The organism is Cellulomonas sp. JH27-2 (assembly GCF_014837175.1).
Lineage (GTDB): Bacteria > Actinomycetota > Actinomycetes > Actinomycetales > Cellulomonadaceae > Cellulomonas.
In genome coordinates, this window is the sequence record NZ_JACYFR010000001.1 from 917,822 (window position 1) to 939,181 (window position 21,360).

Sequence of the window (21,360 nt, forward strand, 5' to 3'; positions counted from 1 at the left end):
CGGCAAGACCCCCTGTGCTCTATATCTTGATAGTGGCGGGAGCGTTCCTCCCGCCTTCGTCGTGCCGGGTCCGCCGACCTCATGTCGGGCCGGGCAGGTCAGTGCGCCAGGTCAGTGCGGCAGGTCAGTGGGGTGGGTCCGGCGGGTGGAGAGCCGTCGAGGCCGTGCAGCCCACCTCGCCGGGCTGCAGCTGCACGGGTGCGACGACGACGTCGCGGACCACACCGTCCACCCGGGCCACCAGGACGCAGTCGTCGGGGCCGCCGGTCGCGACGCCGACGTCGGCACCGTCGACCGCCGCCGTGACGGCCGCCAGCGGTGCCGGCCCGTCCGCCGGTGCGAGCTCGGCCGTGACCTGTGCGGCGATCTGCTCCACGGACGGGACTCCGCCAGCGGGCAGATCACGGAGCACGGCGGTCGCCGCCTCGCGGGCGTTCGCGGCGACGACAGGGTCGGTCGACGGCGGCGGTGTCACGGGTGACGGCGTGGGCGGGCAGTCGACCGGCGCCGTGCCGTCCGCCGTGCCCCACTCGCCCACCTTGCCGTGGTGGTCGAACTCGACGTCGAAGCAGTAGGGACCCGGATCGGGTGGGTCGGGGACACCGAGGTCGATCTCACCGTCGTCCACCGGCGCGGGCAGCCGCACCGCGAACGTGAGCGTGCCGAGGTGGTCCTCCGCGGCGTCCGCGGTGATGCCGATCAGCTCGACGTCGGTAGGGCTCCCCGACCGGGTGGCGCCGACCCCGGCGTGGGCCGAGGCCGCGCGGGCGAACCCGTCGAGGTCGCGGGTGTAGGAGCTCATCGCCGGCGTGCGCAGCAGCTCCAGCAGCACCTCCCGCGCCTGGTCGGTGCCGTCCGCATCGTCGTCGCCGGAGCCCGTCGCGCAGGCACCTAGCAGGGCCAGCAGGCACATCGCACCCATCGCCCGGAACGTGCGGTCTGTCGCCTTCATCCCGACCACGCTATCGAACCGGCTGTGGACGCCCACCGTCCCGACCAGCTCGGCAACGACTTACACCGTGCCGTCAGGCGGCGACCGCGTCGCCGATCGGCCGGCTAGCGGCCGGCCCAGCGCATCGCGATGAGGTCGGCCTCCTCCGAGTCGAGGCCCTCCCGGAGCGGCCCGCGGCCCGGCGCGGCCCGCATGCCGTCGAGCAGCATCTGCAGGTAGCGGCGGTGGAGGCCCGGCCGCACGTCGGCGGCGTGCTCGGCCAGGCTCGTCACGAGCCACAACAGCATCAGGACGTCGGGCACGACCACCCCGTCGCGCAGGTCGCCCTCGGCCCGCGCCCGCTCGAAGAGACGTTCCATGACGTCGGCGATGCCCTGCGCGACGTCGGCACCGAACGCCACGCCGGCGCCCCCGAGCGCCACGTCCCGCAGGCCGAGGTTGTCGACGAGCCGGTCGGTGATCTGCTCGAGGAGCAGCTCCACCCCGTCCCAGGCGCGCAGCTCCTCATCGGCCCGCGCCGCGACCTCGAGGACCGCCTGCAACGGGTCGTCGAGCGCCGCCCGCATGAGCTCGGTCTTGTCGGTGAAGCGCCGGTAGACGGTCCCGACTCCCACCCCGGCGTGGTGCGCGACCTCGTTGAGGCCGACGTTGAGGCCTCGCTCGGCGAACAGCTCCCGCGCCGCCACGACGATGCGCGCGCGGTTCGCCTCGGCGTCACGCCGGAGCGCCGTGGGCTGCTGTGCGGGCGTGGCCGTGGTCATGGCACCAGCCTACGCCGAAGCGGATAGGTGCGATCTACTTCACAGCGGGTCACGGTGCACAGTCACCACCCGGCGACGTAGGCTGCCGGAAGCGGATGACCCCGCTCCACTTCTCCCACCGCCGGGCCTCCCGTCCGGCACGCCTGAAAGCGACTCCCCGTGGCTGAACTGCTGTACCGGCTGGGCCGGTTCTCCGCCCGACGCGCCTGGCTCGTCGTCTCCGCCTGGATCGCGATCCTCGTGATCGCGATCGGCGGCTTCGTCGCGTTCGGCGGCTCGCTGTCGTCCACGTTGTCGATCCCCGGCACCCCGACGCAGGAGGTCCAGGACCGCCTCGCCAAGGAGCTGCCCGCCGCGAGCGGAGGGACGGGGACCGTCGTCTTCCACTCGGCCGACGGCTCGCAGCTCACCGACGACCAGCAGCAGGGCCTCTCGTCGGCCCTCAAGGACGTCACGACGATCGACGGCGTCGCCCAGGTCGTCGACCCGTTCGAGACGACCGCGCAGCGCGACGCGCAGGCGGCCAAGGTCGAGGAGGGCAAGAAGCAGGCCGACGACGGCGCCGCGCAGCTCGACGCCGCGCAGAAGAAGATCGACGACGGCCGCGCCCAGCTCGAAGGGGCCGTTGCCCAGAACGGCAAGAGCGCGCAGACCACGGCGGCACTGGCCGAGCTCGACACCCAGCAGAAGGCGCTCGACGACAAGCGCGCCGAGCTCGAGGCATCCCAGCAGCAGCTGAAGACCGCGAGCGCGCTGCTCGCGATGTCGCAGGAGATCCGCACGGTCTCGTCGAACGGCGCCACCGCGATCGGGACGGTCGCCTTCACGCAGGACCTCATGTCCGTCACGCCGGAGACGAAGAAGGACGTCGTCGACACCATCGACGCCGGGCTGCCGGACGGCGTCGAGGCCGTGTACTCGAGCGACCTCACGCAGGAGACGCCGAGCGTCGGCGGTCCCAGCGAGATCATCGGCCTCGCGGTCGCGGCGATCGTGCTGGTCGTCATGCTCGGCACCCTCGTCGGCGCCGGCCTGCCGCTGCTCAACGCGCTGCTCGGCGTCGGCGTCGCGGTCGCGGGGGCTATGGCGCTGTCCGGGACCGTCGAGATGACGTCCGTGACACCGATCCTCGGCGCGATGCTCGGCCTCGCCGTGGGCATCGACTACTCGCTGTTCATCCTCAACCGGCACCGCCGCCAGCTCAAGGCGGGCATGCCCGTGCACGAGTCCATCGGGCTGGCCAACGGGACCTCCGGCAACGCGGTCGTCTTCGCCGGCAGCACCGTGCTGATCGCGCTGGTCGCGCTCAACGTCACCGGCATCCCGTTCCTGGGCCTGATGGGGACGGTCGCGGCCGGTGCGATCCTCGTCGCCGTCCTGGTCGCCACCACCATGACGCCCGCCCTGCTCGGCCTCCTGGGCACGCGCATCCTGCGCAAGAAGGAGCGCGACGCGCACCAGAGCGCGCCCGTCGCGCACGCACCCGCGACCCCGATGAAGACCGGCCGTGCCGTCGTGCGCATCGTCGTCGGCGTCGCCGCGCTCGTCGTGGTCGCGATCCCCGCGTTCTCGATGCGCCTCGGCCTGCCGACCGGCGCCTCCGAGGCGACCGACTCCTCGCAGTACCAGGCGTACACCATCACCGCCCGCGACTTCGGCGAGGGCGCCAACGGCCCGCTCGTCGTCGTCGCCGACCTGCCCGGCGGCGCCACCGGCGACGACCTCACGGCCGCCCAGGCGACCATCGGCGGCGCCATCAAGGACGCCGACGACGTCGTCGCCGTGGCGCCCGTCGGCGCCAACAAGGCCGGCACGGTGCTGGTCTTCCAGGTGGTCCCCCGCGAGGGCCCCGACTCGGAGTCCACCGAGCAGCTCGTCCACACGCTGCGCGACACCACGGTCAAGGTCGGCGACGAGACCGTGCCGCTGGCGGTCGCCGGCAGCGCGAGCGCCAACATCGACATCTCGGAGAAGCTGTCCGACGCGCTGCCGATCTACCTCGCGGTCGTCATCGGGCTGTCGTTCCTCATCCTGGTCCTCGTGTTCCGCTCCCTGCTCGTGCCGCTCGTCGCGACCGGCGGGTTCGTGCTCTCGCTGTTCGCGGCCCTGGGTGGCGTCACGGCGGTCTACCAGTGGGGCTGGCTGCCCTCGGTGTTCGGGGTGCAGAACCCGGGCCCGGTGCTGAGCTTCCTGCCGACCCTGCTCGTCGGCATCCTGTTCGGGCTGGCGATGGACTACCAGCTGTTCCTCACGTCGGGCATGCGCGAGGCGTACGCACACGGAGCGCCCGCGCGCCAGGCCGTCGCCGAGGGTGTGCGGGCCGGCCGCACGGTCGTCACGGCCGCCGCGATCATCATGATCTCCGTGTTCGGCGGGTTCATGTTCTCGGGCGAGTCGACCATCCGGCCGCTCGGGTTCGCGCTGGCCTTCGGTGTGCTGGTCGACGCGTTCCTCATGCGGATGCTCATCATCCCGGCGGTCATCCACCTGGCCGGCGACAAGGCGTGGTGGCTGCCGCGCTGGCTCGACCGGCTGCTGCCCGACGTGGACGTGGAGGGCGCCAAGCTCGAGCGGCACCACCAGGTGGCCGCGGCGGACGGTCCCGAGCCTGAGCCGGCGCGAGCCTGACCAGACACGGTCGATGCCCGCGAGCGCCTGGTGCGCTCGCGGGCATCGTCGTCTCCGGGGGCGTGTCGGTGGCCGGTGCCAGAGTGTTCCGATGAAAACCATCACACGCATGCAGCCGGCCGGGCTCGTCGTGAGCCCGGCGTTCAGCCACGTCGCCGTCGTCCCCCCGGGCGCCGCGACCATCTACGTCGGCGGCCAGAACGGCGTCGACGACACCGGGGCCGTGGTGTCCGACGACGTCGCCGAGCAGTCCCGCCGCGCGGTCGAGAACGTGGGCACGGCGCTCGCGGCCGTCGGGGCTACGTTCGACGACGTGGTCCAGTGGACCGTGCTCATCGACGCGGACGCCGACATCCGCGCGGCGTACGGCGCGATCGCGCCGCTCATCGCGACGTCGGGCCCGCCGCCCCTCGTGACGGCGGCGCGGGTGGTCGGCCTGGCTGTGCCGGGGGCGATCCTCGAGGTCGCGGCCGTGGCAGCGGTCGTGCCGCGCTGAGCTGTCGGGGCGTGGCCGGGATGTCGTGGCCCGGTTCAGGCGGCGTGCGCGTGCGGGCGGTGGCCACCCACCCAGGACCGGACGACCGGGCGGCGCACCCTGCGCCCGACGTGCCGCCCGGCGGAATCGGACCGCGCCTGCGCGACGCGGTGCAGCTCGGCCGCGCGGATCGCCTCGGCCGTACGCTGCTCGTAGAGCACCTCGGCGGCGAATGCCTTGTCGTAACCCATGATCGGCTCCTCGGTCCCGGCCGGACCCCTGCGGTTCGGCCACGACATCGAGCCTCGCGTCCCAGGTGGGGGCGCCACATCGGGCAGGTGCCCAGTCCTGGCGTGCCGCGGCATACCTAGGAGCCCTTCGCTGTCCCTAGGCATGCTCAGGCCTCGCGTCATGGTCAGGCCCCTGGGCGTGCTCAGACCCCGAGGCGCGCCCAGGCCGCAGCGCTCAGGCCGCGAGCCCGTGGGCGCCCGCGCACCGCACCGCGTCCGGCACGCCTCAGCGGATGCGCAGCGCCTGGCCGAGCGACTCGCGACGCCGGGCCGACGACTCGCCCGCGACGACGGCCACGACCGTCGCGACCAGCAGCACGGCGGGCACTGCCAGCCACCACGGCGCCACCACGTGCGGATCCACGGACTGCCCCGTGACCAGCCTCAACGCCAGCGGCGCCACGACCGCACCCGCCACCAGCGCACCGATCAGCGTGCCGCCCAGCGCCGCGACCAGGGTGGCCGGCAGCAGCTCGGCGGCCGCCACCCGCGGCGAGTCCCGTCGGCGCAGGCCCAGCACCCGAGCCGTCGCCAGCGACCGCGCGCGCCCCGGCGCCGTCGCGGCCGCACCCAGGACCACCAGCAGAACGGCCCACCCGGCGGACACGCTCGCGACGAAGATGGCGAGCGACGTCAGGGCACCGGTCAGCGGGTCCGCCCGCCGCTCCGCGAGCCACTGCTCACGGGTGAGCGTCGTCGTCCCCGTGCCGGTCGTGCGCGCCGCGGTCGCAGCGCGGGGACCCACGACCCACACGGTGTTCGGGTCCGCGACGTCCGCACGGTCCGACGACGAACCAGCGGTCCCCGCAGTGGCGTCCGCGTCCCGCGCGGCCGCCGCAGTCACGACCGCGGCGAGCGCCGCCCGGTCCACCACGACGGTGGGTCCCGCAGGCGTGCCGTCGGGCTGCTGCGCCGGTAGCGCCGGGACGCGGCCGACCGGGTCGAGATCGACCGTCACGTTCCCCCACCGCAGGGAGACCCGATGGCCGAGCAGCGCACCGTCGACGAGCGCGGGGAGGGCGGCGGAGCTCGGACGGCCCGCCTCGGTCGACGCGTCGGCCAGCCGGCCGAGGCCCGGTGCCGCCCCGAACGGAGTGCCGGCGAGCAGCCTCGCGTACGCGGTCGGGTCCACGGCCAGCACCCGCACCTCGGGCGATCCGCGCACCCCGAAGACCTGGACCCCTTCCTGGACGCGACCCACGGCCACCGCCGCCACACCGTCCGCGCGAGCCAGCCGCTCCGCGACGTCCAGCAGCGTCGGATCGGGCGACGGCGTCCGCACCAGCGCGTCCGCGCCGACGACGTCCCACGCGCCCTGCGCCTGCCCGGCCCGCGCGGTCGCGACGAGCGTGCCGGCGAGCGCGGCGAGGGCGACCACGACGACGAGCGCGACGAACGGCAGGACCGATCGCCCGGAGCGGGCTCGCGCCGCAGCCAGGAGCGGGCCGGCGCGGCGGGACCGGCGGGCGATCCGCAGCGCGCCACGCAGCAGCGGTGGGACGGCGTGCCAGAGCAGCACCGCGCCCGCGCCGGCGACGAGCACCGGCGCGGCCGCGAGCAGCAGGTCCCCCGCGTCGGAGGCCGACAGGACGCCGCGTCGGCGCAGGACCGCCAGCGCGGCCGCGGCGAGCACGACCAGGGCGACCTCCGCCGACACCCGCCGCACGGCCCGCACACGTCCCGCGAGGCGCCGCTGGTGCAGGTCGGTCGACACGCGGCGGGCCTCGCTGCGCGCGGCCGTGGCCATCGCGAACCCGGGCGGCACGAGAACACCGACGACCACGACGACGGCGACCCACGGCCACGTCACGGGCCCGGGCGCCACGAGCAGGCCGACTGCGACCCCCACCGCCGCACCGAGCCCGACGACGACCGCAGCCTCGACGCCGGACCGCCGGGCGACGTCCCCCAGGCTCGCGCCGCGGGCTCGGACCGTGCGCAGGACCTCGGCCCGGCGCCGCGCGAGGAGCTCGGCCGCGACCAGCAGCACCAGCGCTGCGCCGCTCGCCAGCCCGGTCAGCAGCACGCCGGCCTGCGACCTCGTCGCCGCCACGCGCTCGCGTGCCTGGGTGAGCACGGCGTCGAGCTGGGTCGTGACCCGCGGCGAGGGGGGCGGTGCCTGCAGGGTCGCCGGGTCCGCCTCGAGGGCGGCGAGCCGGCGCACGAGCGCGCCCGAGCCGGCGTAGTCGACCGCGCCGGCGTCGACCGGGAACCGGAACGTCCGCGTGACCCCATCGGGTTCGAGCGCGGCACGGGCGGCGGGCAGCGAGGCCGCCGACAGCAGCCCGGCCACGACTGTGGTCGGCGCGTTCGCCGCGCCGCCCACCTGGGGATGCAGAACCTGAGGGAGCGCCGACCACACGGGGGCACCAGGGTCCGTGGGTTCGAACACCCCGGTGATCAGCACCGGCAGCGCCGAGTGGTCGGGCTTGATCGCCGTGATCGTGTCGCCCGCGCCGACACCGAGCGTCCGGGCCACCGCGTCGGACAGCGCGAGCTGCACGGCGCCGTCCGCCCCGGGTGCCCCCGGGGCGGATCCGGCCGACCAGCGCACGGCGGGCTCGGACCCGGCCCACAGGTAGGTCATCCACAGGACGCCGCCGGCCGGGACCCGGGCGGTGCTGACACCGAGGTCGGTGCTGGTGGCGGCGGCCGTGGGAGGTCCGAACACGGGCTCGAGCGACCTCGGCATCGCCGCGACCGTCGCGCGCGCCGCGTCGTCGACGCTCGAGACGGTGTCCGACGCGTCCGCGGTGGCGTCGGAGTTGCCGGGACCGTAGGTGGAGGTCACGACGAGGTCGGCGGGCGGGTCGGCGTCCGCGACGGCTGACCGCACCGCGCTGTCGGCACCGTCGGCCAGCCGCGTCGGCACGGCGACCGTGATGGCGACCGTGAGCGCGACGACGACCATCGTGACGAGCAGCGGCCACAGGTCGGCGCGGGCGACGCGCCACGCCGCCCTCACGTCGTGCCGTCCATCCGTAGCCGCGAGATCGTCGCCCGACGTACCGCCCGCGCCGCCAGCGGGACGATCACGAGCGAGCAGGCGAGGAGCAGCCCGACGACCGTCGCCAGCTGGGCCGCCCACGGCCACCGGACCACGGCACCGGGGACCGGCGGCAGCCCGTGGGCCGAGACGGCGAGCAGCGGTCCGACGGCCCAGCACGCGAGCGCGCCGACGACGGCGCCGGCCAGGACCGGCAGCCCGGTGAGCACCGCCTGCTCGACCAGGACGGAGGTGCGGACGGACCGCCGCGACGCGCCCAGACCGCGCAGGCGCGCGACGTCGACCTCGCGGGCGTCGAGCGCCGTCGTGGCGTGCAGCGCGGTCCCGGCCGTCGCGAGCACCAGCGCGGCGACGACCAGGAGCCCGATCGCCGCTCGCTGGGCGGCGCGCAGAGGCCCGTCGACGGCCTCGTGCGCCGCCGCGGCGAGTGTCGTCACAGGCCCGACCCCCTGGGCCTCGAGCGTCGCGGCGGCGCGGGCGGGGATCACACCGCCCACCCACCACGCGTCGGTGAGCCCGTCGAGGCTTCCGCGGCTCAGGGCGGCGCGGGACAGCGCGTCCTCGTCGGCCAGGAGCGCCATGGCGCGCGGCTGGGACGGGACGTAGGGCGTGATCGCACGCACCGTCGCGGGCACGAGCGTGACGCCGAGCGAGAGCTGCACCCGGTCCCCCACCCTCAGCCCGAGCGCGTCCGCGAGGCGCGTCGAGACCGCCACCGGCACGCCGTCGACGGGCTGGAAGGCGAGCGCGGTCAGCACCCCCTCGGTCCAGTACAGGCCGGGCAAGGAGGCGGTGCCGGCGAGGGTCAGCCGCGCACCGTCGGGCACGGCCGCGGCGGTGATGCGGTCCAGCGACGCGACGACGTAGTCGGTCGTGGTCGCAAGGGCGGACGACCAGGTCCCGGGCGTGAGGGTCGCGCCGCGCACCGTCACGTCGAGCGAGTACGGCACCTGACGGTCCTGCTCGTAGTCCGCCTCGCCCGTGGCCGTGAGTCGCGCGTCCACGGCCACCACGCGCACCTCGGGCGGCACGGCGACGGCGAGGGCGTGCGGGGCGTCGTCGAGGGGTGCCGTCCCGACGGGGAGCGTGGCGCGCGCGCCGTCGCGGTCCTGCACGACGAGGCTGAGGGCGACGTCGATCGAGACGTGCTCCCCGGCGGACCCGGTCACCACCAGGTCAGCGCCGGGGCCGGCCAGCTGCAGACCCCCGACCGGTCCGGCGGGGGCCAGGCCCGCCGTGGTCCGCGTCCACCCGCCCGCCGGCGGCCGACCCCGCAGGAGCCCGTCGGCGTGCCGCGTGTCGAGCGCGACCAGCCGCACGGCCTGGTCCCCGCGCTGCGCCCGCGAGCCGAGCGTCACGTTCCGGCTGGTGACGGGGCTGACGCGCCCACCGGTCGCCGCGCGCAAGGCGTCTCCCCCGCCGAGCGACTCGACGTGGCTCGGCACGGACAGGTCGGTACCCACCGCTGCCGCCGCCTGGTCACGCTGGGACTGCGTCCACGTCGCGGCGAACCCGACGCCGAACGTCGCGCACGCGGTGGCCAGCACCACCAGGAACGCGGCCGCGGTCCCCTGCGGTCGTCGGGCGACGCCCCACGCGGCGAGCGGCAGCGCCAGCGACCGGGCGGACGCGGCGCGCGCGTCGGCCCTCCGCGCGAGCAGGGGGAGCGGGCGGAGCGCGAGCGCCGCACCGGCGAGCAGGCACAGCACGGGCCCGACGACCAGGACAGGGTCGGCGACCGCGCCCGTCGCGACACCGTGGTCGCGCAGCTGCAGGTAGGCGAGCACCGCGAGCGCGACGAGCACCAGGTCGGCGCCGGAGCGGACCACCACGCCGACGCGGTCGTCGCGAAGACCGCGCAGGGGCCGCGACCGCAACCACGGCACGACGAGCAGGGCGCCCAGGGCCAGCGCCACGGCGGCGACGACGAGGACGAGCGGAACGATCCCGCCGTCGGGGATGCCCACGGGCCCCAGACCGACGGCGTCGCCGAGCGACCGGAACAGCACGAGCGCGAGCACCGTGGCCGGCGGCACGCACAGCACGACGAGCACGACGGCCTCGCCGGCCGCCTGGGCGACCAGGCGCCCGCGGCTCGCCCCGCGTGCCATGAGCAGCGCGGCCTCGGGCGCGCGCCGGGCTGCGACCATCCGCGCCGCCAGCAGCACGGCGGTCGCGGCGAGCGCACCGCCGAGCAGCGCCACCGCGAGGACGCCCGAGCTCGTCACACCCCGCTGCTCCCGCGCGCCGTCGAGCGTCCGGACGAACGGCAGGTCGGGCACGACGTTCTGCGCCCGGGCACCGAGCGCGCTGCCCAGCTCGCCCTCCAGCGCGTCGGCGGCGGTCCCTGCCCGGGCGACGTCGGCCGCGCTCGCGCCCGACAGGTCAGGGTGCACGCCGATCGTCACCCGACGGAACGAGACGTCGCTGCCGGCCAGCGTGCCGCGCGCGACGACGAACGGCCCGTAGGCCGGGATGAAGCCGCGGTAGTTCGGGCTCGTGCCTGCGCCCTGCAGCGGGTCCTCGTCCCACCCGGCACCGGGGCGCGGCACGAAGGTGCCCACCACCGTCCGCTCCCGACCACCGCCGCCGGGCTCGGCCGCGAGCGACGTCGCGCTGCCCACGTCGAGCCGCAGCGCCTTCGCAGCCGTCGCCGGCACCGCGACCTCCCCCGCCGCGTCGGGCCAGCGACCGGAGACGAGCGTCGCCCGGGTGGCCGGGTCGTCGAGGTCGGCGAGGTACCCCAGACGCAGGCCGCCACCGCCGGACGGCAGGTACTCCATGACGGTCGACGACCAGGTCGTGGTCGTCGTCGGGAGAAGGCCGAAGACGCCCGTGAGCAGGGACGTCGCCTGCGCGACCGCCTCGTGCGGGTCCCGGGCGGTCGTCGCGACCAGCTCGTCGACGGTGTCGGCGGGGTCGTCGGGGAAGCCGATCGCCACGCCGACCTGGACGTCGGCGGCGGGCGCGCGGACCACCGCGAGCTGCAGCGCGCGCTGCGGGGAGGCCGTCGTCAGCATCACGCACACCCCGACCAGCGCCGAGCCCGCGACCATCACCGCCAGCACGGCCGCGAGCACCCCGATCTGGGCGAGCCCGCGCCGTCGGACGAGCTCACCCATGCCCGGCGTCCTCCACCAGCCGGCCGTCCACCAGGTGCACAGCGCGGTCCGCGAGCGCGATCATCACCGGGTCGTGCGTCGCCACGAGCGCGGTCATCCCCTCCGCCTCGACCACGCCGCGGATCAGCGCCATGACGGACAGGCCCGTCTCGCTGTCGAGCTGGCCGGTGGGCTCGTCGGCCACCAGCAGGCGTGGCGACGCGGCGAGCGCCCGGGCGATCGCGACCCGCTGCTGCTGGCCGCCCGAGAGCTCGTCGGGGCGCTGCAGCGCGTGCGCGGACAGCCCGACGAGGTCGAGCAGCAGCTCGACGCGGCGCTCCCGGTCGGCCGCGGGGGCCTCGTGCAGGCGCAGCGGCAGCCCCACGTTCTCCGCGGCGGTCAGCACCGGTATCAGGCCGAACGTCTGGAAGACGAACGCGACCCGCTCGCGGCGCAGCTCGTCCTGACCGTCCTCCGTGAGGGTGGCCACCTCGGTGCCGTCCACCAGCACGCTGCCCTCGTCGGGCCGGTCGAGGCCGCCGACGAGGTTGAGCAGCGTGGTCTTCCCCGACCCGGAGCGCCCGACGAGGGCGACGAGCTCCCCGGGCGACACGTCGAGGTCGACGCCGCGCAGCGCGTGCACGGCGGAGCGGCCCTGACCGAACGTGCGGTGCACGCCCCGGACGTGCACCTCCGCACCGGCCGTCAACGCGGGCTCCCGTCGGGCCGGACGCTCACGTGGTCGCCCTCGAGCGCGATCCGCACGCGTCGGGTCAGCTCGAGCGCCTCGCGGTACTCCCGTGGCACCTGCACGCGCCCGGCACGGTCCATCACCGCGTACTCCTCGTGCGTGACGTCGCCGTCGGCGTCCCGGCGCAGCACCTCGCTGCTGGTTCGCCCGTCGCGGATCGCGACCGTGCGCTCCACCTGCGCGCTCACCGACGGGTCGTGCGTGACGACGACGACGGTGGTGCCGGCCTCCCGGTTCGCGGTCCGCAGCGCGTCGAACACCTCCTGGGACGTCGTGGTGTCCAGCTCCCCGGTCGGCTCGTCGGCCAGGAGGAGCTGCGGCTCGTTGGCGAGCGCGGTGGCGATCGCGACGCGCTGCTGCTCGCCGCCCGACATCTCCCGCGGCATCCGGTCGGCCACGTGAGCCACCCCGAGCAGGTCCAGCAGCTCGCCCGCCCGCGCCGACCGGCGCCGCCGGCGCGTGAACGTCATGGGGGTCGTGACGTTCTGCCGGGCGGTCAGGTACGGCAGCAGGTTGCGCGACGTCTGCTGCCAGACGACCCCGACCATCTGCTGGCGGTACGCCACGCGGTCGCGCGAGCTCATCGCCATGAGGTCCCACCGCCCGACGCGCGCCCGCCCGGCCGTGGGTGCGTCCATGGCGGACAGCAGCGCGAGCAGCGTGGACTTGCCGGACCCGCTGGCGCCGACGAGCGCGATCATCTCGCCCGCGTCGACGAGCAGGTCGAGACCCTGCAGAGCCTGCACCTCGACGCTGCCGGTCTGGTAGATCCGCACCAGGTTGTCGCAGACGACGAGCGCGTCGTGGCCGAACGCAGGTGTGGGCGCGCCGCGGCCGCCCAACGCCTCGAGCGTGCTGTCGGACACCACCGGCTCCCTCGTCGGACGGATCTGCACCGGAAGAGTAGGCCCCCACGGCGCCCACGAGCCGCAGGCCGCCGGGTGGGAAGTTGCCGTGCCCGCCGCCGCGGCGCAGGCTGAGGTGGTGATCGACCGCGCCGCCCACCGTCCAGCTCGGTCGTGAGGGCGGCGGACCGGCGCCCGGGTGCCGCGTCGGGCGGGACGCTGCGGGCCGCGGCGGGCGGTCTCGTCGCCCTGACGCTGGCGACGTTCGTCGCGGTCACCACCGAGATGGTGCCGGTCGGCCTGCTGCCGCAGATCAGCTCGGACCTCGACGTCACCGAGTCGGTGGCCGGCCTGCTGGTGACCGTCTACGCGTTCATGGTCGCCGCGCTCGCGGTGCCGCTGACGATCGGCACCCGGCGTCTGCCTCGCAAGGGCCTGCTCATGGGGACGCTGGTCGCCTACACCGTGAGCAACGCCCTCGTCGCCCTCGCGCCGTCCTTCGCCCTGGTCGCCGCGGGCCGCGCGCTGGGCGGCCTCGCGCACGCGCTGTTCTTCTCGCTGAGCATCGCGTACGGGTCCCGCCTGGTCGCGCCGCAGTTCACCGGCAGGGCGCTCGCGCTGGTCACCGCGGGTGCGTCAGCGGGCTTCGTGCTGGGGGTCCCCCTGTCGACGACGCTCGGCAACGCGGTCGGCTGGCGCAACGCCTTCGCGGTGCTGGCCGGCGGCTGCGCGCTCGCGACGGTCCTCGTCGCAACCCTCCTGCCCGGTGTGAGCAGCGACGACGCCCCGCCCGCCGACCACTCGCGGCGCGACCGACGGGCCGCCCTCACGGTCGTGACCGGCACCAACGCGCTGACCTACCTCGCGCAGTACACGATCTACACCTACGTCTCGCTGCTCCTGCTCGGCACCGGGCTGCACGAGGCGGCCGTCGGGCCCGTCCTGCTGGGGCTCGGTGCTCTCGGGATGGTCGGGACGGCCGTCGCCGCGTCCTTCCTGGACCGGGCACCCCGGCGCGGGACACTCGCGGTGCACGCCCTGATGGCGGCCGCGCTTCTGGCGCTCGGGCTCGTCTTCCCGGCGCGGGCCGAGGTGCTGGTCGCCGTCGCCGCGTGGTCCGGGGCGTTCGGCGCCATGGCCTCGGTGTTCCAGACGGCCGCGATCCGCACGCGGGGGGCGTCGCCCGACGTGATCGGCGCGCTGGTCAACGCGACCGCGAACATCGGCATCGGCGGTGGCGCCGCGCTGGGTGCCGCCGTGCTGTCCGGTCCCGGGCTCGGCACGCTGCCGTTCGTCGCCGCCGCGCTGGCGGCCGTGAGCCTCGTCGTCGTGCTCGTGGCGCGGCGCGCGTTCCCGGCACGCCCCGAGCCGGCACAGGTGTCCGACGTGCAGACGTCCGACGTGCAGGAGACCCCGGCCTCCCCGCACGCCGAGCTCTGACGACGGGCGTCGTCAGCGCCGTCAGCGCCGGCAGCGCCGTCAGTGCCGTGAGTGCCCGACGACCTCCGCGAGGAACGCGTCGACCGCCCGCAGGTAGTCCTCGGGCCGGTCGCGGCGCACGCAGTGGCCCGCTCCCGCGACCACGACCGTCTGCACCAGGTCGTTGTGCAGCTCGTCGGCCCGCGGTGCCATGGGAGCGACCTCTGGCAGCACGAGCAGGGTCGGGACCGTGAGCGCGTTGAACAGCTCCTCCCAGGCGGGGTCGCCCAGGTAGAGCCCGCGGCGCAGGTACGCGCGGTCAACGAGCGGCTTGACGGCGGCCCACGCCTCGATCTCGGTGCGCGTCCACGGCGTCTCGCGCAGCGCCTTCTCGATCTCGCCCGCCGGGTCGGCCGTGACGGCCTCGACGAACGCCAGGTTCTGCTCGATGAACACGGGGTCCAGTCGCGTCCCGTCCGGCTTGGCAGGGTCCTCGAGCACGAGCGCGCGCACGAGGTCCGGGCGCGCGAGGGCGGCGCGCAGGCCGAGGATGCCGCCCAGCGAGTGCCCGACGAGCACGACGGGGCGGTCAGGTGCCGCTACCTCGTCGAGCAGTGCCAGCAGATCGGCGAGCAGCACGTCCGGGGCGTCGTCGAGCTGGTCCGGCTCGAACCGCGGCGACTCACCGTGACCGCGCAGGTCCGGTGCGACGACGTCCCACGCGTCGGCCCAGTGCGCCACGAGGTCGGGCCAGTTGGTGCCCGCGTCGGTCAGACCGTGCACCAGCACGACCGTCGGGGCGTCGGGGTTGCCGTACCGGTGGATCGTCAGCGGCTGCACGGCTCCGGAGCCTAGCGGGCGTCGGCGCGTCATTCCTGGTGAGGTCCGCACGATCGATCCGCGGGGGTCATGATGGCGGGATGACCGCCCTGACCAGCGCGCAGCTCCTCGACGTCTACACCGACCTGCACCGTCACCCCGAGCTCGCGTACGCCGAGCACCGCACCGCGGGCATCGCCGCGGCGGCCCTGCGCGAGCGCAGGTTCGAGGTGCACGAAGGGATCGGCGGCACCGGCGTCGTCGGTGTCCTGACCAACGGCGACGGACCGCGCGTGCTGCTCCGCGCCGACATGGACGGGCTGCCGGTCGCCGAGCGCACGGGCCTGGACTACGCGTCGACGGACACCACGACGACCGTCGACGGCGTCGCGAGCGGGCTCATGCACGCCTGCGGGCACGACGTCCACGTGACCTGCCTGATCGGTGCCGCGTCGGAGCTCGCGGACCGGCGCGACGAGTGGAGCGGGACGCTGCTCGCCCTGTTCCAGCCCGCCGAAGAGGTGGGCAGCGGCGCGCGCACGATGCTGGCCGACGACCTCTACGACCGGATCGGCGGCGCGCCGGACATCGTGCTCGGGCAGCACGTCATGCCGTTCCCCGTCGGGACCGTGAACCTGACGCCCGGGGTCGCCATGGCGGCCGCGGACTCCCTGCGCATCGTGCTGCACGGCAAGGGCGGCCACGGGTCGAGCCCGGAGGCGACCGTCGACCCCGTGCTGATGGCGGCCGCCGTCGTGATGCGGCTGCAGGGGATCGTGGCCCGTGAGGTGGGCGCCACCGAGTCGGCCGTCGTCACCGTCGGCTCCCTGCGCGCGGGCACCCAGGCCAACATCATCCCGGACCGCGCGGAGCTGCTGGTCAACGTGCGCTCCTTCACCGAGGACGTCCGCACGCGCGTGATCGCCGCGATCCACCGCATCGTCGAGGCGGAGTGCGCCGCGTCGAACGCCCCGGCAGCACCGGAGTTCGAGTCCATCGCGTCGTTCGGCACCACGGCCAACGACATCGACGCGTCCGCCCGCACGCGCGCGGTCCTGGCGGAGGTGCTCGACGAGCACCGGGAGGCGATCGAGACCGCCGGCAGCGCGCCCGCCGTCTTCTCGCTGCCCCCGCTGGCCGGGAGCGAGGACGTCGGCGAGCTCGCGACGGCCTCGGACGTGCCGCTCGTCTACTGGAACCTGGGCGGCTGGGACCCGTCGGCGTTCGCCGGCGTGAACCTCGCGGCGGCCACCGGCATGGGTTCGCTCCCCCCGGGCGTGGCCCCCAACCACTCCCCGTTCTTCGCGCCCGTCCCGCAGCCCACCCTGGACCTGGGCGTCGCCCTGCTCGTCGGCGCGGCCCTGGACCGCTTGGGGTAGCTACGTCCGCGACCCCCTGCGCGGTGTCGCTACGTCACCATCTTCCCGCGCAGCTCGATCGCGATCTCGGACGCATCGAGGTTGGCCAGCGCGCTCTCCAGCACGTCGGCGTCGAACGTGCCGTTGTCCCGCGCGTCCAGCAGGGCCGTGCGCTGGGCACCGAGCACGGCGAGGCGGTGGCTGCGCGAGGCCGCGAACCCCGCGCGGCTCTGGTCGTGCACCCCGGGCGGCTCGGGAATCTGCTCGGAGGCCTCGCGCAGGAGGTCGAAGATGCGCGCCTGCTCAGACTGCGCCTGATCGGACGCGGCCTGCTCGGCGTCCGTGCCCTCGTCGCCCCGGCTGATCCAGCGAACCAGCGGTCCGATCGTGCCGCCCTGCACCACCAACGACAGGAGCGCCACGGCGAACGCGACCAGCACCAGGACGGGTCGCTGCGGGGTGTCGGCGGGCAGCGTCTGCGCCGCCGCCACGGTCACCGCGCCGCGCATGCCCGCCCACACCACCACCGTCCCGTCCCGCCACCCCAGAGGCTGGCGGCGGAAGTACTCGATGTCAGCCAGACCGCGGGTCACCCGCACCGAGAACCGGTCCAGGTCGCTCTCCTTGAGCGTGCGGCCCGGCCGTGTGTTGAGCTCGTCGAGGGTCGCCTGACGACCGTCGTCGGACTGCATCTTGACCTGCATGTCCTCGAGGCGGTCCTGCATCCCGACGTACCGGCGCGACTTGGCCCCGAGCGCGGCGAGCAACGGCGCGATGTAGGCCGCGCGGACCACGACCGTCAGCACCAGAGCACCAACCGCCACCAGGACGGCGGTGCCCACGCCCGCGTGGTGGTCCTCGACGTCGGTGACGATCGACTTGATCTGCACCCCCATGGTCAGGAACACCGCGCCCTCGAGCACCAGCTCCACGGTGCGCCAGTTCTGCGAGTCGGACAGGCGGTTGCGCGGCGAGAGGTCCCGGGGTGCCCGGATGCCGGTGACGAGACCCGCGATGACGGCGGCGACGAGCCCGGACGCGCCGATCGCCTCGGCGGGGATCGACGCCACGAACGGCACCGTGAAGGAGATGACCGTGTTGACCGTGGGGTCGGTGACACGTCGTCGGACCAGCAGGTTGCCGCGCCCTACGGCCCAGCCGACGATCACCGCCACGACCACCGAGTACACGAACGTGCCCAGCGTCCGCCACACCGAGAAGGAGACGGCCGCCGCGGCGATCGACGTGCGCAGCAGCACCAGGGCCGTCGGGTCGTTGAGCAGGCTCTCGCCGTCGAGCATCGCCACGACCCGCTTGGACACGGGCGTCTGCTTGATGATCGACGTCGCCACCGCGTCCGTCGGGCTGACGACGGCACCCAGCGCGACGCCCCATGCGAAGCCCAGGTCGGGGATGGCGACGACGAAGAACAGCCCGAGCAGCAGCGAGCTGGCCAGCACCAGCAGCACCGACAACCCGCTGATGGCCCCGAACTCGCGGCGGAAGTTCATGGTCGGCATCGACACCGCCGACGAGTACAGCAGCGGCGGAAGCACGCCCGCCAGGATGAGCTCGGGGTTGATGGCGACCGAGTCGAACACCGGCAGGAAGCTCGCGCCGACGCCGATCAGCACGAGCATCAGCGGCGCCGCGACCCGCAGCCGGGGGCCCAGGACAGCCGCGGCCGCGATCACCAGCAGCGCCCCGACCACGACCAACAGCTCGCCCATCGGCCCAGACTGGCAGGTGAGGTGCCGTGTCGCAGCCCGCTCGTAGGCTTGCCGTGAGCTGACGGGACTCCGACGACCCGTCAGGCCCGACCGGGGGGACCACGATGGCGCACCGCATCTTCGGCACGAGCTTCGCGAGCATCTACGCGCTCTACGTCGCCAAGGTCGAACGCAAGGGGCACACGCAGGACGAGGTTGACGAGGTCGTGCGGTGGCTCACGGGCTACGACGACGAGGGGCTGCGCCGGACCATCGCGGACGAGGACGACCTGGAGACGTTCTTCGCCCGGGCGCCGCGCCTCAACCCGAACGCGTCCCTGATCACCGGCGTGATCTGCGGCCTGCGGGTCGAGGAGATCGACGACCCGCTGATGCAGCAGATCCGCTACATGGACAAGCTGGTCGACGAGGTCGCGCGCGGCAAGAAGATGACCTCGATCCTGCGCTCTCCGGCCTGACCTCAGCCCCTCGACCTGCCGCGTCCTCGCGCTCGCGAGCGCGTGCGCGCCACTGCGCCGATCAGGCGAAACGCTGGCCGCCGGACCCAGACTGCGCCGCGGTGCTGCATCATCAGCCCAACGACTCGAGGGGGCACGATGGCGAAGGCGACGGCTCGACTCCTGATCGGGGGTGTGCGGTCGCTCAGCGCGGTGAGCCGCCTCACCCCGGCCACGTTCCTGACGGCGGCGCGGCACAGCGGCCCGCTGCTGACGGCGGCGGGACCACGGGCGGCGGCGCAGACGATCCTCGAGGCGTACGAGCGCGTTCCTGCGTACCGCCAGTTCCTCGATGCGCGCGGCGGCCTGCCCCCGCGGCGGCACGGCGAGAGCGCGGCGCAGTGGGTGGCGACGGTGCCGACGACCAGCAAGTCCAGCTACATCGACGCGTACCCCATGATCGAGCGGTGCTGGGACGGTCGGCTGCCGGCGCGCGGCGTCGAGATCGACGAGTCCGCCGGGTCGTCGGGCGAGCCGTACCAGTGGGTGCGCTCCACCGACGAGCTGCACGAGGTGCACCGCACGCTCGAGCTGCTGGCCGGCTACCTCCTGGACCACGGTCCGCGCGCGGACCCCGCGCGCCGGCTCGTCACGATCAACGCGTTCTCGATGGGCGCGTGGGCGACGGGCACCAACGTGTCGGCCGCCCTCAAGCGCAAGGGGGTGCTCAAGAGCTGCGGGCCCGACGTGCCGAAGATCCTGTCGGTCCTGACGCTGTTCGGTCCCGGCCCGCGCTACGTGCTGTGCGGGTACCCGCCGTTCCTCGAGACCGTCGCCGAGGCGGCGCGCGTGGCGGGCATCGACCTGGCCGGGTACGACATCACGGGGTTCGTGGGCGGTGAGGGCATGAGCGAGGGCCTGCGCGACCGTCTGCTGCACCACTACACGCACGTCTGGAGCGCGTACGGCGCGAGCGACCTGGACATCGGCGTCGCGGCAGAGACACCGCTGTCGGTCTGGCTGCGCCGCGCGGCGCACGGCGACGACGAGCTCGCGCAGGCGCTGTTCGGCTCGACCGCCCGCGTCCCCATGTGCTTCCAGTACGACCCGGCGACCTACCACCTGGAGACGGTCGACGGGCCGCACGGGACGGAGATCGCGGCGACGGTCCTGCGTCCCACGCTGTCCCCGCGGCTGCGGTACACGGTCGGCGACGCCGGCGGGATCGTGCCGCTCGGGCGGGCGCTCGCTCTCGCGTCGCACCACGGCCACACCCCGGCCGACGAGGACGGCGTCGACCCGGCCTGGGGCCGACCCCTCGACCTGCCGGTCCTCTACGTGCACGGCCGCGCCGACTCCACGGTGTCGTACATGGGCGCCAACCTGTACCCCGAGGACGTGGGCGCGGGCATCGACGACGCGCGCGGGGCGACGGCCGACGTCGGCGTCGTGCCGGGCGCGTACTGCCTGGAGCTGGTCGACGAGGACGACCCGCGGCCGTGCGTCCACGTCGAGCTGGAGCAGGCGTCCGACGACGCCGACCTGGGCGCCGCGACCGACGTGCTGGTCGGCGCGATCCGCGACCGGCTGGCCCGGAACAGCTCCGACTACCGCGCCGCGCTCGCCGAGGACCCGCGGGCCGCCCGCCTGGAGGTCCGCCTGCACGAGGTCGGCACGGGTCCCTTCGCGGGCAGCTCGACGCGCATCAAGCGCCGCTACGTCGTCGCCGACCCGGCCCTGCGCGTCCGGGAGGAGCCGACACTCGAGGAGCTCCTCCCTCCAACGCACCGGGCCACCCTGACGGCCGCGCTGCGCGCACCCAGCGCGCACAACGCGCAGCCCTGGCGCCTGACGTGGCTGCGGTCCGACGACGAGGGCCCCGCCGACCTGGACGCGCCGCAGACGTACGCGCTGCGCTACGACCACCGCGACTACCTGCCCTACGACCCCGACGACCGCGACGCGTACCTGTGCATGGGTGCGCTCGCCGAGACGCTGGCCCTCGCGGCGGTCCGCAACGGGCTGGAGGCGCAGGTCACGGAGGTGTTCGAGCGCGACGACGCCGTGCTGGACGTCGCCCGCATCACCCTGAGCCCCCGGCGCGGGGATGTCGACCCCGCGACGCGCCGGCTCGCCACCCAGGCCGCCGACCGCCACACCAACCGCTCCGACTACACGCGCGAGCCGCTGCCCGCGACGCTCGTCGCCCAGCTCGAGGCGCTCGGCTGCGCGCTCGTCGACCCCGCGCGGATCGCCGACCTGTGCACACGGGCCAGCGAGCTGTCGTGGCGCGACCGTCGCTTCGTCTCAGACCTGCGGCGGTGGATCTCGTTCGACCGGAACGCCCCGTCGGGGATGACGCCGCACGGGCTCATGCTGTCGGCGTACGAGACCCCGGCGCTGCGTGCGGCGTTCGCGATCGGGCGCCTGCCGAAGCCGCTCGGCCGCCTGTACGCGGCGCGGGACACGCACCTGGTCCGCAGCGCGCCGGCGGTCGCGGTCCTGGGCGCGGCCTCGCTGGACCCCGCCGACCTGTTCGAGGCCGGGCGGCGCCTGCTGCGCGCGTGGGCCGTGGTGTGCGGGTCCGGGCACGCGACGCACCCGGTCTCGATCGCCGTGGACCGCCCGGAGACCGCGCCGGGGGTGACCGCGCTGTCCGGCATCCCCGTCCCGGCCGCCGTCTTCCGCGTGGGGCGGCCCACGAAGCCCGCGCCCCGGTCCAACCGGGTCCGCCTGGCCGACGTGCTGTCCGTGTCCCCTCGGTAGGGGCGGCTCGGTAGTGTCGGC

General features: G+C 74.9%; 15 protein-coding genes. 6 read left to right on the forward strand and 9 right to left on the reverse strand.

What is annotated here, in order from left to right; all coding sequences use genetic code 11:
* Window positions 1-124: 124 nt before the first annotated feature.
* Both IC607_RS04385 and IC607_RS04390 read right to left on the reverse strand, forming a co-directional pair.
* A complete protein-coding gene (locus IC607_RS04385; RefSeq protein ID WP_191785741.1) occupies window positions 125-952 on the reverse strand; it encodes a hypothetical protein in 828 nt (275 codons plus the stop codon).
* A 104-nt stretch (window positions 953-1,056) separates the two neighbouring features.
* A complete protein-coding gene (locus tag IC607_RS04390) occupies window positions 1,057-1,713 on the reverse strand; it encodes a TetR/AcrR family transcriptional regulator (RefSeq protein WP_191785742.1) in 657 nt (218 codons plus the stop codon).
* Window positions 1,714-1,872: 159 nt separating this feature from the next.
* Between IC607_RS04390 and IC607_RS04395 the strand changes: the two genes are divergently transcribed.
* Window positions 1,873-4,341 carry an MMPL family transporter gene (locus IC607_RS04395; protein ID WP_191785743.1) on the forward strand — a complete coding sequence of 823 codons (2,469 nt, stop codon included), beginning with the start codon at window positions 1,873-1,875 and terminating at the stop codon, window positions 4,339-4,341.
* Between the two features lie 91 nt (window positions 4,342-4,432).
* Entirely contained in the window at window positions 4,433-4,837 is a 405-nt protein-coding gene (locus IC607_RS04400) for a RidA family protein (protein ID WP_191785744.1), read from the forward strand.
* Between the two features lie 35 nt (window positions 4,838-4,872).
* Here the strand turns inward: IC607_RS04400 and IC607_RS04405 are convergent, their stop codons facing one another.
* From IC607_RS04405 to IC607_RS04425, 5 genes are all read right to left on the reverse strand, one after another.
* Window positions 4,873-5,067 carry a hypothetical protein gene (locus IC607_RS04405; RefSeq protein WP_191785745.1) on the reverse strand — a complete coding sequence of 65 codons (195 nt, stop codon included), beginning with the start codon at window positions 5,065-5,067 and terminating at the stop codon, window positions 4,873-4,875.
* 265 nt (window positions 5,068-5,332) lie between these two features.
* On the reverse strand, window positions 5,333-8,071 hold the full coding sequence (locus IC607_RS04410) for a hypothetical protein (protein ID WP_191785746.1): 2,739 nt from the start codon (window positions 8,069-8,071) through the stop codon (window positions 5,333-5,335).
* Entirely contained in the window at window positions 8,068-11,235 is a 3,168-nt protein-coding gene (locus tag IC607_RS04415; protein WP_191785747.1) for an FtsX-like permease family protein, read from the reverse strand. The genes IC607_RS04410 and IC607_RS04415 overlap by 4 nt, the downstream gene beginning before the upstream one ends.
* The gene (locus tag IC607_RS04420) at window positions 11,228-11,923 is read right to left on the reverse strand and encodes an ABC transporter ATP-binding protein (protein WP_191785748.1); all 696 of its coding nucleotides are present in this window, start codon (window positions 11,921-11,923) and stop codon (window positions 11,228-11,230) included. Before IC607_RS04420 ends, IC607_RS04415 begins: the two co-directional genes overlap by 8 nt.
* Window positions 11,920-12,831 carry an ABC transporter ATP-binding protein gene (locus tag IC607_RS04425; protein WP_191785749.1) on the reverse strand — a complete coding sequence of 304 codons (912 nt, stop codon included), beginning with the start codon at window positions 12,829-12,831 and terminating at the stop codon, window positions 11,920-11,922. The genes IC607_RS04420 and IC607_RS04425 overlap by 4 nt, the downstream gene beginning before the upstream one ends.
* Window positions 12,832-12,984: 153 nt before the next feature.
* On the opposite strand from IC607_RS04425, the gene IC607_RS04430 reads away from it, so the two are divergent.
* Window positions 12,985-14,250, forward strand: a complete 1,266-nt coding sequence (locus IC607_RS04430; protein WP_370525998.1) for an MFS transporter — start codon at window positions 12,985-12,987, stop codon at window positions 14,248-14,250.
* Window positions 14,251-14,289: 39 nt separating this feature from the next.
* Here the strand turns inward: IC607_RS04430 and IC607_RS04435 are convergent, their stop codons facing one another.
* The gene (locus tag IC607_RS04435; protein ID WP_191785750.1) at window positions 14,290-15,069 is read right to left on the reverse strand and encodes an alpha/beta fold hydrolase; all 780 of its coding nucleotides are present in this window, start codon (window positions 15,067-15,069) and stop codon (window positions 14,290-14,292) included.
* A gap of 80 nt (window positions 15,070-15,149) precedes the next feature.
* Between IC607_RS04435 and IC607_RS04440 the strand changes: the two genes are divergently transcribed.
* A complete protein-coding gene (locus IC607_RS04440; protein ID WP_191785751.1) occupies window positions 15,150-16,427 on the forward strand; it encodes an amidohydrolase in 1,278 nt (425 codons plus the stop codon).
* A gap of 29 nt (window positions 16,428-16,456) precedes the next feature.
* Here IC607_RS04440 and IC607_RS04445 read toward each other — a convergent pair whose 3' ends face one another.
* Window positions 16,457-18,136: a sodium:proton antiporter gene (locus IC607_RS04445; RefSeq protein ID WP_191785752.1), complete on the reverse strand. Its 1,680-nt coding sequence runs from the start codon at window positions 18,134-18,136 to the stop codon at window positions 16,457-16,459.
* Between the two features lie 104 nt (window positions 18,137-18,240).
* Between IC607_RS04445 and IC607_RS04450 the strand changes: the two genes are divergently transcribed.
* On the forward strand, window positions 18,241-18,594 hold the full coding sequence (locus IC607_RS04450; RefSeq protein ID WP_191785753.1) for a DUF2200 domain-containing protein: 354 nt from the start codon (window positions 18,241-18,243) through the stop codon (window positions 18,592-18,594).
* 138 nt (window positions 18,595-18,732) lie between these two features.
* Entirely contained in the window at window positions 18,733-21,339 is a 2,607-nt protein-coding gene (locus IC607_RS04455; protein WP_191785754.1) for a hypothetical protein, read from the forward strand.
* Window positions 21,340-21,360 lie beyond the last annotated feature (21 nt).